The following is a 17,388-nucleotide window of genomic DNA, read 5'->3' on the forward strand; positions in this document are numbered from 1 at the left end:
TTATTCTCTGGCAAGTGCTGCAACAGGGTCGAGTTTGGCTGCATTTTTTGCAGGCAAGAAACCAAACACCACACCAATTAAAGTCGAGCATACAAATGCGGCGATAATAGACGTGGTTGAGTAAGCAACCCCGAAATTACCCCCAGCAAATTTTTGAATGATTTGTCCTAGACCCAGCGAGAGCAATACCCCTAAAACCCCACCAATCAGGCAGACTAAGATGGCTTCAATCAGGAACTGCTGCAAAATATCACTTTGACGCGCACCCACCGCCATTCGAACCCCAATTTCTTGCGTCCGTTCGGTGACCGAGACCAACATAATATTCATTACACCGATACCGCCCACCACCAAAGAAATCACGGCAATTGCAGAAACCAATAGGGTCATGGTGCTGGTGGTCTTTTCAATGGTTTGGCGAATACTGTCGCTGTTCATGGTGAACACATCTTGTTGACCATGACGCAAGGTGAGTAAGTTCACAATTGCGTTTTCAGCCGCACTGGTGGAGTACTTATCATTGATTTGCACCACGATATTACGCACATTACTTTGACCGAGCATACGACTCATGACAGTGGTGTAGGGCATATATACATTCAAAGTATCATCGGAACCCATAGCACTGGTTTGCGGTTCGACGACACCAATAATTCGTGCAGGAACACTGCCCAAAAGTACGACTTGCCCAATCGGACTGCTACCATCACTAAAAAACTGTTTTTGTGTATTGGTGTCAATGACTACGTCTTGGGTACGGTCGCGGACACTTCGCTGGTCAAAGGTCTGCCCATTTTTGAAGGTCAGGCCTTTCACTTTGAAGTAATCACCACCGACACCATTAATGGTGGCATTGGCTTCACTTTGTTGATAGCGAATAGTTTTGGATGAACTCACCATGGGACTGACCGCACTCACATATGGTTGGGTGGCGAGCGCTTCAGCATCGGCAGGAACAAGGGTTTTAAAGTTGGCCGTTTTGGAGTTATCACCAAAACCGCGCCCTTGGAACACCGTAATGGTGTTGGTGCCTAAGCTACTGATGTTACTTAAAATCTGCTGTTGTGATCCATTTCCCAAAGCCACCACTGTCACGACTGAGGCAATCCCGATAATAATGCCAAGCATGGTCAAAAAGGTTCGCATGCGGTGCGCATTCATCGACAAAAGTGCCATACGGAAGGCTTCGCCTAAACGGTCGAGTAGGGAACGCCATGCAGAAACACTTTTATTTTTTTCTTGTTGGGCAGAAATCGCAGTTTCTGCATCAGGATCGCTATGCAGTTCAGTGTCGTGCTCAGGTTGATTGACACGGTCTGCAATGATTTGCCCATCACTGATCTCGATAATCCGCGAGGCATTTTTCGCCACTTGCATATCGTGGGTGACCAAAATAATGGTATGGCCTGCGGCATTTAACTCACGCAAAATCCTCATCACTTCCACGCCACTATGCGAGTCTAGGGCACCTGTCGGTTCGTCAGCGAGAATGACATCACCGCCATTCATCAAGGCACGTGCAATCGAGACACGTTGTTGCTGCCCCCCAGAAAGTTGACTTGGACGGTTTTGAGTTTTATTGCCTAGTCCCAATTCTGTCAGTAAAGCAGTGGCACGTTGTTTACGTGCATACGGTGTTGCACCTGCATAAACCGCAGGGACTTCAACATTACCTTCTGCGGTTAAGTCGCCAAGAAGATGGTAACGCTGGAAAATAAAACCAAAATACTCACGACGTAATTCGGCCAATTGGTCCGGTTCGAGTTTACCAGTTTCGCGGCCATTGACCTGATAACTTCCTGAGGTTGGGCGGTCGAGACAGCCCAAAATATTCATCAAGGTCGATTTACCTGAACCTGACTGGCCGACAATGGCAACCAATTCACCTTCGTAAATGGTCAGATCAATGCCTTTGAGAATTTGGACAGTACTTTCGCCAGCTGGAAACTCTCGCACCAAATTGCTGACTTCAAGCAAGGCTTTTTTGGTCATGCTTACATTCCCATCGGTGGACTGTTACGACGGCGGTTGCTGCTATTGGCAGAAGCGGCAGTGTTCTCCGAACTGTCTGCAATCACCACTTGATCGCCTTCTTTTAAGCCTGCAAGCACTTGTGCATTGACGCGGTTATTGATACCCACCAGAATTTGTTTGGGTTGAGCTGAGCCGTCCGCTTGTAAGACACGAACCACACTCAGCGTAGCTTTACCTTCTTTAACCAATTGTTGTTGTGCTGCATTTAAATTTAGACGTTCAAGACGTGGACCTTGTGGACGGTCTGAGTCCGATTTGCTTTGTGTCGATGACGCAGCTTGCATATTTGAACCACTGTTACGCTTTGCATTTGCAGGACGAGTGGAAATCGCAGAAGAAGGGACTAATAACGCATTTTTTGCAGAATCGAGCACGATGTAGACTTGTGCAGTCATATCAATACGTAACTTGCCATCATGGTTGGGTACATCAAACAGCGCATTGTAGTAAATTGCGGTGCTGGTTGATGTGCTGGTGGTACTTTCATCGGTAATCGAATCTGGTGCGGGCTCAACTTGACGTAGGCTAGCATAACGCTTGCTGTCGTCACCTAAAGTGGTGAAATAAACCTGTTGGCCTTTTTCAACTTTCATGATGTCTGCTTCACTGACCTGCGCCTTAATGGTCATGTTTTGCAATTTTGCAATTTTAACAATAGTCGGCGCACTTTGATTGGCGTTTACAGTTTGACCTTCTTCAGTCACGATCGCCACCACAGTACCGTCAGTCGGTGCCACAATGCGGGTATAACCGATATTGGTTTGTGCGGTCGACTTGGTTACTTTTGCAGATTCAATTTGTGCATCAATAGCTTTAATCTGTGCTTGTGCTGTTTTATAGCTGGCCTCAGCCGATTCTAATTCTGCTTTTGATGTGGCATCTTGCGCATACATTTGCTGTTGACGCTTATATGCCAGTTGCGCCTCATTAAGACTCGCTTCTTGTTGTAAACGTTGTGCTTGCAAATTTTTAATGTTGGCTTCTGCTGTCTTGAAGCTGTTTTCTTGGGTGGTTGAATCAATTTGCGCAATCAATTGACCTTGTTTAACTTCATCGCCCAATTGCACATACATTTTCTGTACTTGACCTGAGACCTGTGCGCCGACACTTACCAGTTTGGTTGCATCTAGAGTACCTGTTGCCAATACCGTATTTTCAAGATCACCACGAGTGACCGATTCGCTAATATATTGTGGTTGTTCTTGTTTAGGTTTGAAATATGTCCATGCGACATAAGCAAGTACGGTAACACACAGTACCGCGATAACCATTTTGACAGCTTTTATTTTTTGCATTGGAATCAGGAAGTAAACAGAATTGCAGATAGTATAAAAGCGAAATACGGATAAATCGTGAATTTTTTGAACAAATAGAAATGATTATTATTTTTAAAAGACTCATTATTACAATTTAAGCGGGGAAGAGTGATTTTCCACAGAGCGTCGCAATGGCTTGCATCACGACATGTTCCGCATTTTCATGCCCCAAACCTTTAATCGAAGCATCAATGCGAAGCAGGAGACTAGGCCATGTTAAAAAGCATTGCGGGTTCAGTCGGCGTAAGGCGTGTTGATAGACGCTGACTTTATTTTTCCAAATCCCCAGTTGCAGTGCATTTTGCGGTTGCTCAAACAGTTGCATGAGTAAACGCATTTCTTTGCTGATACTCCACAAAATTAAACTGAGGGGTTCACCTGAGGCAATCAGGTATTGGTAAATTTTAATCGATTGCGCCAAATTGCCTTCGAGTAGAGCATCACTCAAATCGAAAGTACTATAGCGGGACTGGTCTTGTAAGCAGGCATGTAAATGATCAATTTGAATCAGCTCAACCTCGGCAAAGGTATCGCTGACCCGCATTAAGCTATTTTTAGCTGCAAGTAAGTTGTGTTCATGGTGTTGTTCTAACCACTGCCATGCATCCTGACTCAGTTTAACCCCAAGCTTATCTGCTTCAATGCTTAAAATCTGCTGACGATCACGCGGATAATTCGCGGTCAGGGCAACATGCACCCCATTGGCTTCAACCGTTTGGAAAAAGCCCGTTTTTAGGCTGGCGCTGTCCTGTTTTGGCATCACCACTAAAAGCAAGTTCTGTTCATTGCTTTGGATATAGCTTTTTAGCAACTTCAAAGCGTTGGCATCGGGCTTAATATTGCCATGAACTTCAATGGCAAGCTGGCTTGAAAATAAGGACAAGCTATTGAGCGCATTAAAGACATTTTTCCAGTCATTGACATTGCTGATGTCATGCCGTTGTCGTTCAATCTCTTGCTTTTGCCAACTTGCTCGAAATGCATCCAGTAAGTTTTGTTCAAGTAATGGCTCTTGACCTTGCATAATCCACGCGCCTCGAGCTTCGTCGACACGTTTTAGGGCTTGCAGATAGTCAAGTTTCATTGTTAATAAACCTTACTGCTGTGCAGGTGGTAGACGGTTCGATGAAATCTGACGCACAATTTGCTGCGCGACATCATCCACGATGACTTGATTCAAATAGTTTTTCTCTTGGTCATCGGTATTGACGGTTTCAACGTTGTATTGATAACTACGTGATGCAACTACGGTGCGTGGTTCAGTGATTGGACGGCCTTGTGCGTCTTCAATACGGAAGGTTACATTGAGGCGTAGTAATACTTCAATCAGTTTACCGTTCAGCTCTAAACGCTGCGGTTTATAATCTAGCACGCGAAGCACATAGGCATCTGAACCATTGCTCAGCTGTACACCCGACGCACCCAAATAAATTGCCAATTTTTCATGCAATTCATCGGTGTTCTTCGGAAGCACCAAATTCATTTTTGAATAAGCAATAGGTGTTGCGCTTGGATTGGTGCCTTTTAAATGAAAGCCACACCCGACCAAGCCAGCACTTAGGCCACAAGTTAAAACAATAGCTGCCAAACGTTTGCCTAAATGCATGTGTTGTCCTCTGTTTGCTCTTTTTGATAAAAGAAAAATAATATGTCGTGATTGTATGTGCAAAGCCCGTTGACTAGCAACGGGCTTTGTTTGGGTTTTGTTTAGAAATCCCTCCCGACCTCCCTTTGAAAAGGGAGGAGTTCCCCTCTTTAATAAAGAGGGGTTAGGGGAGATTGAATTAAACCACCAAATTCACTAATTTATTTGGCACAACAATTTCTTTCTTGGTTGGACCTGTCAAGAATTGTTGAACTTCTGGCAATGCTTTAGCCAGTGCAAGCAATTCATCTTTCGATGTATCTACAGACACTTCTAGTTTGCCACGTAGTTTACCATTCACTTGAACCACAATCGTTTGCGTATTACGTGTGAGTGCAGATTCGTCTACAGTCGGGAACAACACGCTGGTTAAGTCCAGTCCAAATTCAGCCAATAAAGTTTGGCTTAAATGTGGTGCAAATGGCGCAAGTAAAGTTAAAAGCGTCGTAATCGATTCACGAGCAACCGCAATATCGTTATCATTTTTCGCTTCAAACTTGTTGTTCGCATTTAACAGTTCCATCATCGCTGCAATAGCCGTGTTAAAGGCATGGCGGCGTTCGATGTCATCACCCACTTTTTGAATGGTTTCATGCGTTTTACGACGTAAGTCTTGTGCTTCTGTAGACAGTTGAGCAGTATCAATTGCAGAGGCTGCATTACCTTTTTCAAGGAAACTTGCAACCAAACGCCATACACGTTTCAAGAAACGGTTTGCGCCTTCCACACCTGCATCAGACCATTCAAGAGATTGATCTGGTGGAGCAGCAAACATCATGAATACACGTGCTGTATCTGCACCGTACTGATCAATAATAGCTTGCGGGTCGATACCGTTATTTTTCGATTTCGACATTTTCTCTTGTCCGCCCACAATCACGTCCTGACCATCACCTTGGTATTTCGCAGACAGAATACGACCTTTTTCATCACGTTCGAGGTCGATATCCGCGGGGTTAAACCAAGTTTTCTTGCCTGATTCAGCTTCACGGTAATAAGTGTCTGCCAAAACCATACCCTGAGTTAACAGGTTGGTAAATGGTTCATTGCCTTGTACTACACCTTCATCACGCATCAATTTGTGGAAGAAGCGTGCATAAAGTAAGTGCAGAATCGCGTGTTCAACACCACCGATGTATTGGTTTACAGGAAGCCATGTTTGAGCAGCTTCAGGCTTAACTAAACCATCAGTAAAATCAGGAGATGCATAACGTGCATAGTACCAAGATGACTCTACAAAGGTATCTAAAGTATCAGTTTCACGACGCGCATCACCACCACAGCTTGGGCAAGTGGTTTGATAAAACTCAGGCATCTTGTTCAATGGGTTACCCGAGCCATCAGGTACGACATCAGTCGGTAAGACCACTGGAAGTTGCTCTTCAGGTACAGGAACCTGACCACATTTTTCACAGTTGATCATTGGAATTGGACAACCCCAATAACGCTGACGCGATACACCCCAGTCACGTAAACGGAACTGAACTTTGGTGCTTGCAAGAGTTGTTGGTTCTAATTTCGCAAGGAACGCATCATAAGCTGCTTGAAAGTCTAAACCGTCAAATTCAGCAGAATTGACCAATTTACCCTCTTTAGAGCCGTACCATTCTTGCCATTGTGCAGCATCAAAGTCTGCATCGTCTGCACCTTGAGCATCAATCACTTGTTTAATGGTTAAGCCATATTTATTGGCAAATTCAAAATCACGTTCGTCGTGTGCAGGTACAGCCATCACTGCGCCAGAGCCATAAGACATCAACACGTAGTTGGCAATCCAAACAGGAACTGCTTCGCCAGTGACAGGATGCTTTACAGACAGACCTGTTGCCATGCCTTTCTTTTCAGCAGTGGCAAGGTCAGCTTCAGCCACAGAACCCATACGGCATTCTTCAATAAATGCTTTAAGTTCAGCATTATTTTCCGCAGCTTTCAGCGCCATTGGATGTTCTGCTGCAACAGCAACATAAGTCACACCCATTAAGGTGTCAGCACGTGTTGTAAATACTGTTAAGCCATCTGCATATACGTCAGGATTTGCAGAAGGGAAGGTAATATCCATCCCTTGTGAACGACCAATCCAGTTGCGTTGCATGGTCAAGACTTGCTGTGGCCAACCGTCTTTTAAGGTATCTAAATCGTCTAATAATTCTTGTGCATAGTCGGTGATGCGGAAGTAGTACATTGGAATATCACGTTTTTCAACCAATGCACCTGAGCGCCAGCCACGACCATTTTCAACTTGTTCATTGGCCAGTACCGTCTGATCCACAGGATCCCAGTTTACTGTTGAAAGTTTACGGTAAATAAGGCCTTTTTTATAAAGTTGCACGAACAACCACTGTTCCCAGCGGTAGTACTCAGGGGTACACGTTGCAAATTCACGATCCCAATCGACTGATAGACCTAATTTTTTTAATTGGTCACGCATATATGCGATGTTTTCAAAGGTCCATTTCGCAGGTGCAACTTGGTGTGCAATCGCAGCGTTTTCAGCAGGTAAACCAAAAGCATCCCAACCCATAGGTTGCAGGACAGTTTCCCCTTTGAGACGGTGGAAACGGCTGATGACATCACCAATAGTGTAGTTACGCACATGACCCATATGCAGTTTGCCACTTGGATAAGGGAACATCGAGAGGATATAACGACGTGGACCTTCTACAGAGTCGGCAACTTTAAAGGCTTTACGAGCTTCCCAGTCGTGTTGGACGGTAGGTTCAATCGCGCTCGCTTGATATTCAGGGTCAATGTGAGTAGTCATATACGTATGTAGAACAATGGTTAAAAAGTTTGTTGCACAGCATAGCGCAAAATGCACCTAAAAGTGAATTTTGCGCTATGTTTTGTGCAGGAAATTAAACAAGCTGAAAATAAATCTGGAACCGTACGGAATGATTAAACCGCAGGGCGGACTTGTTGGCCTTGTTGAAGTGCTTCATTCGCTTCACGTCGTTGATTTTCTAAATCAACCGCTGGTGCTGGGGCAGCACTTGGTACAGCATTGGGGGGAGCTGGTACGGTATTTGGCATATTGGCAGGTGGAGGTGCTTCCGGTGAAGCAGCTGGTGGCGAATTTTTCCAACCATAGGTATCGACTTTGCCTTTTTTCTTTGCTGTTTTGGGTGGAGGTGTCGTGGTGTAATGTGTCGAGCCTTGGCTATCAACCCACTTATAATACGTCTTGGCAAAGCTTTGTGTACTGCCCATTGCAATCCCCATCCCCACCAAACATGCTGCCATTTTTGCAAACTGAATACTCATCTACCATTGTCCTTTTTATATCCGTAATCATTGGATTTTATCGGGTTTATCGTGGTCGTTATTTTATGCCAATTTTAGAGCAATAAGCAGTGTTTGATGTGTTTTTCATCTGAGTTTTTTGAAATATTTTGCAGGTCAAATCCTCAGTCTAACGCGTGAAATATGTGTTATGACAAAGTATCAAAATAAGAAAGTTGTGTTAAAACCTGATGAGCAAATGCTGATCTATATTTAAAACTGAAAAAATCTGAGATAGATGTTGGATTTAAATTTAAGTGAATATCTTATTAAACTTATTTATAGGTTTTATTATGTTTTTTTATTAATAAATTCAGTGAAATAGAAATCTATTTGTTTTTGCACTAAAAAACCGAGAAAAAGCGACTCAGTTTTCTTTGTTCGCGATGAATAAAAAACAAACGCTCTGTAAATAAACAAAAAAAAGCTAATTTTTAAACTTGACTTTAGTCAGGAAACTCCTAAAAATGCTGTCTTTAGTTTTATATGCCTTTACTCGATCACCCTTCGATAAAGTGTCATTTCATGCAATGGACACGCTTTCTAGCCGAGACCGTGAACAAAGTAAAAAAATGTGTTTATCCCAACACGTTTTAGATCTCATATTGCTCAAACAGCATACAGATCAGAATTTTTTCCTATTGCTATGAAAACTAAGAAATATGTGTGCTATAACAGTGCAGACAATCAATGAATGAAACACTGCTGGTGCCTTCCACCATTGCAGTGATAAAGATTAGGGTGAATCACGTTGGAACTTTTATCTGGTGGTGAAATGCTCGTTCGCGCATTGGCGGACGAAGGCGTTGAACATGTATTTGGATATCCAGGCGGCGCAGTTTTACATATCTACGACGCGTTCTTTCAACAAGACAAAATCAATCATTACCTCGTGCGCCATGAACAAGCTGCTGGTCATATGGCAGATGCTTACTCACGCGTAACAGGTAAGACGGGTGTGGTCCTCGTGACTTCAGGTCCGGGTGCAACCAATACTGTGACTCCAATTGCAACGGCTTATATGGACTCAATCCCAATGGTGATTTTGTCAGGTCAGGTTGCGTCACATTTAATTGGTGAAGATGCATTTCAAGAAACAGATATGGTCGGTATTTCTCGTCCGATCGTAAAACATAGTTTCCAAGTGCGCCATGCCAGCGAAATTCCTTCGATTATTAAGAAGGCATTTTATATTGCTGCTTCTGGTCGTCCAGGTCCAGTTGTGGTCGATATTCCAAAAGATGCAACCAATCCTGCTGAGAAATTTGCTTACGAATACCCAGAAAAAGTGAAGATGCGTTCGTATCAACCGCCGCATCGTGGTCACTCAGGTCAAATTCGTAAAGCGATTGAAGAGCTGATTCATGCTAAACGTCCTGTGATTTATTCAGGCGGTGGCGTGGTTCAAGGTAATGCTTCTACACAGTTAACTGAACTGGCGCACATTTTGGGCTTCCCAGTCACCAATACCTTGATGGGGCTTGGTGCATTTCCAGGCAATGATCCGCAGTTTATTGGCATGTTGGGTATGCATGGTACCTATGAAGCCAATATGACCATGCACAATGCTGATGTGATTTTGTGTATCGGTGCGCGTTTCGATGACCGTGTGACCAATAATCCAGCAAAATTCTGTCCAAATGCCAAAGTGATTCATATTGATATCGACCCTGCGACGATTTCAAAAACCATCATGGCGCATATCCCGATCGTGGGTGCGGTAGAACCTGTCCTTCAAGAAATGCTGACACAGTTGAAACAAATGAATGTGTCTAAACCAAATCCTGAAGACATGGCTGCTTGGTGGGCGCAAATTAATGAATGGCGTAAAGTTCATGGTATGCGTTATGAGTCTGGTGCAAACGGCGTAATGAAACCACAACAAGTGGTGGAAGCGTTGGATAAAATCACCAATGGTGATGCGATCATTACTTCTGACGTAGGTCAGCATCAAATGTTTGGTGCGAACTATTACAAGTATAAACGTCCACGCCAATGGATTAACTCAGGTGGCCTAGGCACCATGGGTGTGGGCTTACCTTACGCGATGGCTGCGAAATTGGCTTTTCCAGACCAACAAGTAGTATGTATCACGGGTGAAGCATCGATTCAGATGTGTATCCAAGAGCTTTCGACGTGTAAGCAATATGGCCTAAACGTAAAAATCCTCTGCTTGAATAACCAAGCTTTAGGGATGGTGAAGCAGTGGCAAGATATGAACTATGAAGGACGTCATTCAAGTTCTTATGTAGATTCATTGCCTGACTTCCCTAAATTAATGGAAGCATATGGTCATGTTGGCATCCAAATTGACCATGCGGATGAGCTAGAGTCAAAGCTTGCTGAAGCAATGGCGATCAACGATAAATGCGTATTTATTAATGTGATGGTTGACCGTACAGAGCATGTTTATCCAATGCTTATTGCAGGTCAGTCAATGCAAGATATGTGGTTAGGTAAAGGGGAGCGCACGTCATGAGACACATTATCTCTGTACTTGTAGAAAACGAAGCTGGTGCGCTTTCTCGTTTGGTGGGTTTATTCTCTCAACGTGGTTATAACATTGAGACTTTAAACGTTGCGCCAACCGAAGATCCGACTTTATCTCGTTTGACATTAACGACTTATGGCGATGATCATAAAATTGAACAAATCACCAAGCAGCTCAACAAATTAGTTGAAGTGGTGAAAGTGGTTGATCTGTCTGAAGGTGCGCACATTGAGCGTGAGTTGATGTTGATTAAAGTCAAATCACTTGGCTCGGCACGTGCTGAAATCAAACGAACTGCGGACATTTTCCGTGCGCAAATTGTTGATGTCACCCCAACGACCTACACCATTCAAATCGCGGGTACGACTGAAAAAATTGATGGTTTTATTGATGCACTCGCAGAGAACACCATTCTTGAAGTTGTACGCTCAGGTGTTTCAGGCATCGCGCGTGGCGAAAAAGTTTTAACCATTTAATTCATTAACACGATTCAACCTCCTTTTGAGTAAGAGGGGGATTTCATCAAACAATAAATCCCTTGATGGAATTACAGAATACCAAGCATTTTAGCGGAGACAGCAATGCAAATTTTTTACGATAAAGACTGCGACTTATCTATCATCCAATCTAAGAAAGTAGCGATCATTGGTTACGGTTCACAAGGCCACGCACACGCGCTTAACCTTAAAGATTCTGGTGTAGACGTAACTGTAGGTTTACGCGCTGGTTCTACTTCTTGGAAAAAAGCTGAAAATTCAGGTCTTAAAGTTGCTGAAGTTCCTGCTGCTGTAGCACAAGCTGACGTAGTCATGATCTTGACTCCAGATGAATTTCAATCACAACTTTACCGTGACGTGATTGAGCCAAACATCAAAGAAGGCGCGACTTTAGCATTTGCTCATGGTTTCTCTGTTCTTTACAACCAAGTAGTTCCACGTGCTGATCTTGACGTAATCATGGTTGCACCAAAAGCACCAGGCCATACTGTACGTTCTGAATACCAACGTGGTTCAGGCGTTCCTGACTTAATCGCGATTCATCAAGATGCGTCTGGTAATGCACGTAACCTAGCACTTTCTTATGCTTCAGGCGTAGGTGGTGGTCGTACAGGTATTATCGAGACTTCTTTCCGTGAAGAAACTGAAACTGACTTATTTGGTGAGCAAGCAGTTCTTTGTGGTGGTGCAGTAGAACTTGTGAAAATGGGCTTCGAAACTTTGGTTGAAGCAGGTTATGCGCCTGAAATGGCTTACTTCGAATGCTTACACGAACTTAAGTTAATCGTTGACTTAATGTTTGAAGGTGGTATCGCGGATATGAACTATTCAGTGTCAAACAACGCTGAATATGGTGAGTACGTAACTGGCGTTGAAGTCATCAACGAACAGTCTCGTGAAGCGATGCGCAATGCACTTAAACGTATTCAATCTGGTGAATACGCGAAGATGTTTATTAACGAAGGTGCGTTGAACTACCCATCAATGACTGCTCGTCGTCGTCAAAACGCAGCGCATGGCATTGAAGTAACTGGTGGTAAGTTACGTGCGATGATGCCTTGGATTCAAGCAAACAAGATCGTTGATAAAGAGAAGAATTAATTTCTCGAATCAATTGATTTGAATGCGAAAACCCACTCTATTTGAGTGGGTTTTTTCTATTTTTATTGTTACGTGCCTCAAAAAGATGAAAGCAGTGCTTTCATCTTTTTCGTACTTTGGATTCAAGCAAACAAGATCGTAGATAAAGAGAAGAACTAAGGTTACGTTACGTGCCTTTAAAAATGGGAAAGCAATGCTTTCCCTTTTTTTTCGTACTTTAGATTCAAGCGAACAAGATTGTAGATAAGGAGAAGAACTAAGGTTCTGATCTAGCTGATTTTAAGTACTAAAACCCTGCTTCGGTAGGGTTTTTTTATTGATCTACTATCATGTTTTATATGGGGCAAAGCTATTAATTAAAAAGATGTGAGTATAAATAGGGCCATGATATGGCTATCGGTACACAGCTATAAGTTGATCTTACCCGTGTTCAAAATCGTTATATGGTGTCAACGAGAATTCCATTTCAGTGCTAGATATATGGGTAGCATATATCGTCAAAAAACTATTGGATTAATAACGTATCTATGGGCTTTATTGCAATAAATGAAACTCTCAAAAAAGTGTACCTATCATTACGTTTGGGTTTTTAGTGTGAGTTTTTGATTTCTAAAATAGTGGGTCATGTAAATTTAAGGCTTGATTATGTGATTTTAGTCATATTGTTCAATAACTGAAATTGGGTAAATAGCATGTGAATAAACTTTGAATTTTAGCGAGATGATCGACCTAAATTGAATAATTAGTAGAAATGTAAAGTAAAAAAAAGATGAAAAATGGATTTTTTAGCGGGTTAAGAAATTATTCACCCAAATATGTAATTAAATGTAAATTTGAAATGTTAAAAATTTCTAAGATAAAACAGAGATCTACTTAAAATATAAAAAAACACTAAAATTGTGCATCACTGAAAGTGGTGTAACTATTTTCAGGGATTTATTAAATTAATTAATAAATAAAATGACAATAAAAACAATATATTAATTTTACTTTGTTGAGATTTTAAAGTTGGGTCTCTATTTGAGTGAAAAAGGCTGCATAGATGGTTTTTTATACAGAACAACTAGAATAAAAACACGCTTAAGAAAAGCTTGGTAGCCAAACAAGGTCCAGTTTAATTAAGGGTGATCATAACAATTAATCAGTTTTAAAAGAAAAATCTCGGAGAGTCGCTATGAATAAATTACTACAAGCATCGCTAGTTGCAACGCTAATGAGTGCAGGTTCTACAGCCCTTTATGCAGAGGGTGATACAGCATCACGCCCTAGTTATAACTGGGGGAACTGTACTTCTATAGGTTGTGAAAAAGATATTCCTATTAAATTGGAAATTCCTAAAAAATGTGAAGTACTCGGTGGTACTGCAATTACCTTGAATAAAAATGGTGGAACACAAAGGTAAGCGTCCGCTGAACACACCTTATGAATTCATCCTATAAGCCTTAATTTAGTCCCCACTTAAAAACAAGTGGGGACTAAAATTTATGACTACAAATCACCAGACATCCATCGCATCTCTTGCGAAAAAACGAAGAACATACAGTGCTGAATTTAAACAGCAGATCGTTCAGGCTTGTAAAGCACCGGACGTTTCAATTGCTTCGGTCGCTTTGCAACATGGATTGAATACAAATCTTGTATCCAAATGGATTCGCTTAATTGATGCTAAGCCAGGGAATGATCGCTCACCACTACCGAATAAACCTGCATTTATTGCCTTATCTTGCTCTGCACCATTAGATCCTACTCCTACTGACATGTTAACGGTTCAAATTACTTTACCCCACTCAAAAGCAGAAATTGGCTTGAAATGGCAAGTATCAGAAATATCTGCTTTAGCAGAATTACTCAAGGCACTTGCAACATGATCCGCATTGATGAAATCTGGCTTTCTACCCAACCTCTGGATATGCGAGCAGGGATGGATACTGTCATGGCTCAGGTGGTGAGAGCCTTTGGCTACATTAAACCGCATTGTGCTTACCTGTTCTGTAATAAACGTGGCCATCGCATGAAAGTGCTGGTACATGATGGACTGGGCATCTGGCTGTGTGCCCGGCGGTTGGAACAGGGAAAATTTCACTGGGCTAAAGTTCACCAGGGTGAAAGCGTAGCCCTCAGCCCAGAACAGTTACAGGCACTGATCCAGGGTTTGCCTTGGCAGCGCATTGGACGACAGCAGGTGGTGACGATGCTCTAAACTAGCTTGGTCCATTCTGCTATTCTCCAAACGTTCTATTTCATTCTTCTCATGACCTCAGGCATACTGCGGTCATGAATACACTGCCTGATTTAAGCCAACTGACCCATGAACAACTGCTGGAATTTACCAGACAGTTGGCGCTGCAGCATCAGTCTCTAGCACAATCAAACCAGCAATTAGATGCCAGAGTTCAACATCTTGAAGTCACCAATCAGCAATTAGATACCAAAGTTCAGCATCTTTCCATTCTCAATCAAAAATACGAGCATGAACTGGCGCTGTTTAAACAGCACAAATTCGGCAGTAAAAACGAACATCTCACTGCAAAACAAATCCATCTCTGGGATGAAGCGGTCGAAGAAGATATTGCCGCGGTTGATCTAGAACTGGAACGGCTAAATGCAGATAAAACCAATGCAGCGACACACAAAGCCACAGTCAACAAACCTAAACGTCGACTGCTGCCAGATCATCTACACACCATTCGTATTGAGCATGAACCTGCATCAACCCAATGCAGTTGTGGCTGCCAACTCCGTCGTATCGGCGAAGATGTCAGTGAAAAACTGCATTTCAGACCGGCACAGTTCTATAAGGAACAGCATGTGCGTGGCAAATGGGTCTGTGATCAGTGTGACACCCTGACTCAGCAAGCGATGCCCGCCTATGTGATTGATAAAGGCATTGCTTCACCTGAACTGCTCAGCCATGTGCTGGTATCGAAGTATGCCGATCATTTGCCGCTGTACCGTCAGCGCCTGATCTATCAGCGGGCGGGCATTGATCTGTCCAGATCTACTTTATCTGACTGGATAGGTCGCTGCGGTGTAGAACTGGAACCTCTGGCCAATGCCTTAAAAGAGGTGGTACTACAACAGCAGGTGCTGCATGCAGATGAAACACCGGTCACCATCATGCGGATGGGTGAGAATGATAAAAAACCGAAGAAAGGTTATGTCTGGGCCTATGCCACTACACAGTACAATCCAGTTCAGGCGGTGATCTATGACTTTCAGGATAGTCGTTCAGGCCAGCATGCTGCAGAGTTCTTGAAAGGCTGGCAGGGTTATCTGGTCTGTGATGATTACAGTGGTTATAAAGCACGCTTTAAATCAGGCGATGTCATTGAGGTGGGCTGCATGGCGCATGCACGTCGTAAATTCCATGAACTGCATGTGACCGGGAAAAGTCAGATCGCTGAACAGGCATTACTGATGATTCAGAGACTGTATGCGATAGAAGCAGAGCTCAGGAAAAAGACCGATGGTACAGCGGAAGACCGCCGCGAATACCGACAACAGCATAGTCAACCAGTGATGCAACAACTATATGAATGGCTCAACCAACATCATCTGACAGTGCCATCGAGTTCTCCCACCGCCAAGGCCATCAATTACACTCTGAAGCGTTGGCCAGCTTTAAGCCGCTATCTGGATGATGGCAATCTACCTATTTGCAATAATTGGGTCGAGAATCAGATGCGTCCCTGGGCGTTGGGGCGCAAGAACTGGCTGTTTGCAGGTTCGCTGCGCAGTGGTCAGCGAGCGGCAAACATCATGACATTAATCCAGTCAGCAAAGCTGAATGGGCTGGATCCGTATGCCTATTTAAGTGATGTGCTGAAAAGGCTGCCGACACATAAAGTGACCCAGATTGAAGAATTGCTGCCACATCGTTGGAAACCTGAACCGAATTAAAAAATAGCTATGGGGTTCAGCGCACGCTTACACACAAAGTTCAAATTACACTGTACGTAGTAATACGCACTATACACTTAACATTCAAACAGCGAACACAGGTACAAGTGTAAGTACTTATGTTAAACATGAGGACGATGGCAGTGTTCGTGTACCAACAACAATTGTTACAAATAAAACAGGTGGCGGTGTAATTCCATTCGGTAATTCAAATCATAATGGTCTAGCTGACGATCAATATTCTGTTTCGGTAACTAATGCAGCAGTTGGTGCATTCCAACGTGCGGGTACATATAACGATACTTATAAAATTAAAGTTTACTACTAATTTAGTTAAACTAAGCCTAACTTGATTACAGTATCAGGTTAGGTTTTTTAAAATTATAATAAGGGGTGTAATATGAAAAGAATAATATCAATTTTGGTGTTTTCGATGCTGTATATGTCGGGAACACATGCCGGTGTTTCAGTTGACCCAGTCCAAATGTATATTCAAAATCCCGCAAAGCAAAGAACAACAACATTAACCCTAGAATCTAAAGACGAGACAGAAAAGCGAATTTTTGAAGTTAAAGCATTTAAGTGGACTCAAAAAGACAATGGTGAAAATGTGCTTGAGCCTGACAATAGTTTAATTATTAACCCTAAGAATTTTATTTTACAAGCCAATGGCAAGCAAACCATTCGTATCGGTTTTAATCGTCCGGTAGAGTCGGTTTTAGAAGGGCAACAAGAAGGGACATGGCGTGTGATTGTTGATGAAATTCCACAGGCTGTAAAAGAATCTTCAGTAAATTTTCTGGTTAGCTTTAATTTACCCCTCTTTGTTGGTAAGCAAGAAGATGTTAAACTAAATTTCAAAGTTGAAAATAATAAGCTGATTGTTAAAAATAATGCAAAATCGCATATTCAAATCGCAAATTTGAAAATTGTAGATGCAAATAAAAAAGAAGTTTTTAAATCGGAAACCATGAATTATTTGCTTGCAAATAAAAGCGCGTCCTATGATTTAAACAATATACGAATATCAAATCCTAAAAATTATTATGTTCAATTGTTTACTGATAAGAATGATAAAATGGTGGAGCTCAAATTCTCTGATTAGTTTGGGGTGGGGAGTTTACG

General features: G+C 42.6%; 14 protein-coding genes. 8 read left to right on the forward strand and 6 right to left on the reverse strand.

All coding sequences use genetic code 11. The features are described from left to right. From AC4MC0_RS02410 to AC4MC0_RS02435, 6 genes are all read right to left on the reverse strand, one after another. Positions 1 to 1,992 (reverse strand): MacB family efflux pump subunit, encoded by a 1,992-nt coding sequence (locus AC4MC0_RS02410; protein ID WP_279677535.1) that lies wholly within the window; start codon positions 1,990 to 1,992, stop codon positions 1 to 3. A gap of 2 nt (positions 1,993 to 1,994) precedes the next feature. After that, positions 1,995 to 3,329 (reverse strand): MacA family efflux pump subunit, encoded by a 1,335-nt coding sequence (locus AC4MC0_RS02415; protein WP_005401716.1) that lies wholly within the window; start codon positions 3,327 to 3,329, stop codon positions 1,995 to 1,997. Between the two features lie 115 nt (positions 3,330 to 3,444). Further along, positions 3,445 to 4,434: a DNA polymerase III subunit delta gene (gene holA / locus AC4MC0_RS02420; RefSeq protein WP_005401715.1), complete on the reverse strand. Its 990-nt coding sequence runs from the start codon at positions 4,432 to 4,434 to the stop codon at positions 3,445 to 3,447. 12 nt (positions 4,435 to 4,446) lie between these two features. Next, complete coding sequence (locus AC4MC0_RS02425; protein WP_005401714.1) at positions 4,447 to 4,956, reverse strand: LPS-assembly lipoprotein LptE; 510 nt, start codon at positions 4,954 to 4,956, stop codon at positions 4,447 to 4,449. A gap of 178 nt (positions 4,957 to 5,134) precedes the next feature. Further along, on the reverse strand, positions 5,135 to 7,756 hold the full coding sequence (gene leuS, locus AC4MC0_RS02430; protein ID WP_004697645.1) for a leucine--tRNA ligase: 2,622 nt from the start codon (positions 7,754 to 7,756) through the stop codon (positions 5,135 to 5,137). A gap of 134 nt (positions 7,757 to 7,890) precedes the next feature. After that, positions 7,891 to 8,235, reverse strand: a complete 345-nt coding sequence (locus tag AC4MC0_RS02435; protein WP_406935412.1) for a DUF4124 domain-containing protein — start codon at positions 8,233 to 8,235, stop codon at positions 7,891 to 7,893. Between the two features lie 790 nt (positions 8,236 to 9,025). Between AC4MC0_RS02435 and AC4MC0_RS02440 the strand changes: the two genes are divergently transcribed. The 8 genes from AC4MC0_RS02440 (at position 9,026) to AC4MC0_RS02475 (ending at position 17,368) form a co-directional block, all read left to right on the forward strand. Next, positions 9,026 to 10,753, forward strand: coding sequence for an acetolactate synthase 3 large subunit (locus AC4MC0_RS02440; protein ID WP_005401713.1), 1,728 nt, complete (start codon positions 9,026 to 9,028; stop codon positions 10,751 to 10,753). Continuing rightward, on the forward strand, positions 10,750 to 11,241 hold the full coding sequence (gene ilvN / locus AC4MC0_RS02445; protein WP_004697653.1) for an acetolactate synthase small subunit: 492 nt from the start codon (positions 10,750 to 10,752) through the stop codon (positions 11,239 to 11,241). The genes AC4MC0_RS02440 and ilvN overlap by 4 nt, the downstream gene beginning before the upstream one ends. 105 nt (positions 11,242 to 11,346) lie before the next feature. Continuing rightward, a complete protein-coding gene (ilvC, locus tag AC4MC0_RS02450) occupies positions 11,347 to 12,363 on the forward strand; it encodes a ketol-acid reductoisomerase (RefSeq protein ID WP_004983494.1) in 1,017 nt (338 codons plus the stop codon). 1,174 nt (positions 12,364 to 13,537) lie between these two features. Further along, positions 13,538 to 13,765, forward strand: a complete 228-nt coding sequence (locus tag AC4MC0_RS02455) for a hypothetical protein (RefSeq protein WP_491887263.1) — start codon at positions 13,538 to 13,540, stop codon at positions 13,763 to 13,765. 82 nt (positions 13,766 to 13,847) lie between these two features. After that, entirely contained in the window at positions 13,848 to 14,231 is a 384-nt protein-coding gene (gene tnpA, locus AC4MC0_RS02460) for an IS66-like element accessory protein TnpA (protein ID WP_004691518.1), read from the forward strand. Then, the gene (gene tnpB / locus AC4MC0_RS02465) at positions 14,228 to 14,563 is read left to right on the forward strand and encodes an IS66 family insertion sequence element accessory protein TnpB (RefSeq protein ID WP_225546543.1); all 336 of its coding nucleotides are present in this window, start codon (positions 14,228 to 14,230) and stop codon (positions 14,561 to 14,563) included. Before tnpA ends, tnpB begins: the two co-directional genes overlap by 4 nt. Before the next feature lie 74 nt (positions 14,564 to 14,637). Next, complete coding sequence (gene tnpC, locus AC4MC0_RS02470) at positions 14,638 to 16,263, forward strand: IS66 family transposase (RefSeq protein ID WP_491887264.1); 1,626 nt, start codon at positions 14,638 to 14,640, stop codon at positions 16,261 to 16,263. Between the two features lie 400 nt (positions 16,264 to 16,663). Next, complete coding sequence (locus tag AC4MC0_RS02475) at positions 16,664 to 17,368, forward strand: fimbrial biogenesis chaperone (RefSeq protein ID WP_336000211.1); 705 nt, start codon at positions 16,664 to 16,666, stop codon at positions 17,366 to 17,368. Positions 17,369 to 17,388: the final 20 nt, after the last annotated feature.

The organism is Acinetobacter sp. CAU_H_S139_7, from assembly GCF_058599305.1.

Coding starts and splice junctions, on each gene's coding strand:
- ilvC (WP_004983494.1), top strand. CDS start 11,347: ATGCAAATTTTTTACGATAAAGACTGCGACTTATCTATCATCCAATCT.
- AC4MC0_RS02455 (WP_491887263.1), top strand. CDS start 13,538: ATGAATAAATTACTACAAGCATCGCTAGTTGCAACGCTAATGAGTGCA.
- holA (WP_005401715.1), bottom strand. CDS start 4,434: ATGAAACTTGACTATCTGCAAGCCCTAAAACGTGTCGACGAAGCTCGA.
- ilvN (WP_004697653.1), top strand. CDS start 10,750: ATGAGACACATTATCTCTGTACTTGTAGAAAACGAAGCTGGTGCGCTT.
- AC4MC0_RS02475 (WP_336000211.1), top strand. CDS start 16,664: ATGAAAAGAATAATATCAATTTTGGTGTTTTCGATGCTGTATATGTCG.
- tnpA (WP_004691518.1), top strand. CDS start 13,848: ATGACTACAAATCACCAGACATCCATCGCATCTCTTGCGAAAAAACGA.
- leuS (WP_004697645.1), bottom strand. CDS start 7,756: ATGACTACTCACATTGACCCTGAATATCAAGCGAGCGCGATTGAACCT.
- AC4MC0_RS02410 (WP_279677535.1), bottom strand. CDS start 1,992: ATGACCAAAAAAGCCTTGCTTGAAGTCAGCAATTTGGTGCGAGAGTTT.
- AC4MC0_RS02415 (WP_005401716.1), bottom strand. CDS start 3,329: ATGCAAAAAATAAAAGCTGTCAAAATGGTTATCGCGGTACTGTGTGTT.
- tnpB (WP_225546543.1), top strand. CDS start 14,228: ATGATCCGCATTGATGAAATCTGGCTTTCTACCCAACCTCTGGATATG.
- tnpC (WP_491887264.1), top strand. CDS start 14,638: ATGAATACACTGCCTGATTTAAGCCAACTGACCCATGAACAACTGCTG.
- AC4MC0_RS02435 (WP_406935412.1), bottom strand. CDS start 8,235: ATGGCAGCATGTTTGGTGGGGATGGGGATTGCAATGGGCAGTACACAA.
- AC4MC0_RS02425 (WP_005401714.1), bottom strand. CDS start 4,956: ATGCATTTAGGCAAACGTTTGGCAGCTATTGTTTTAACTTGTGGCCTA.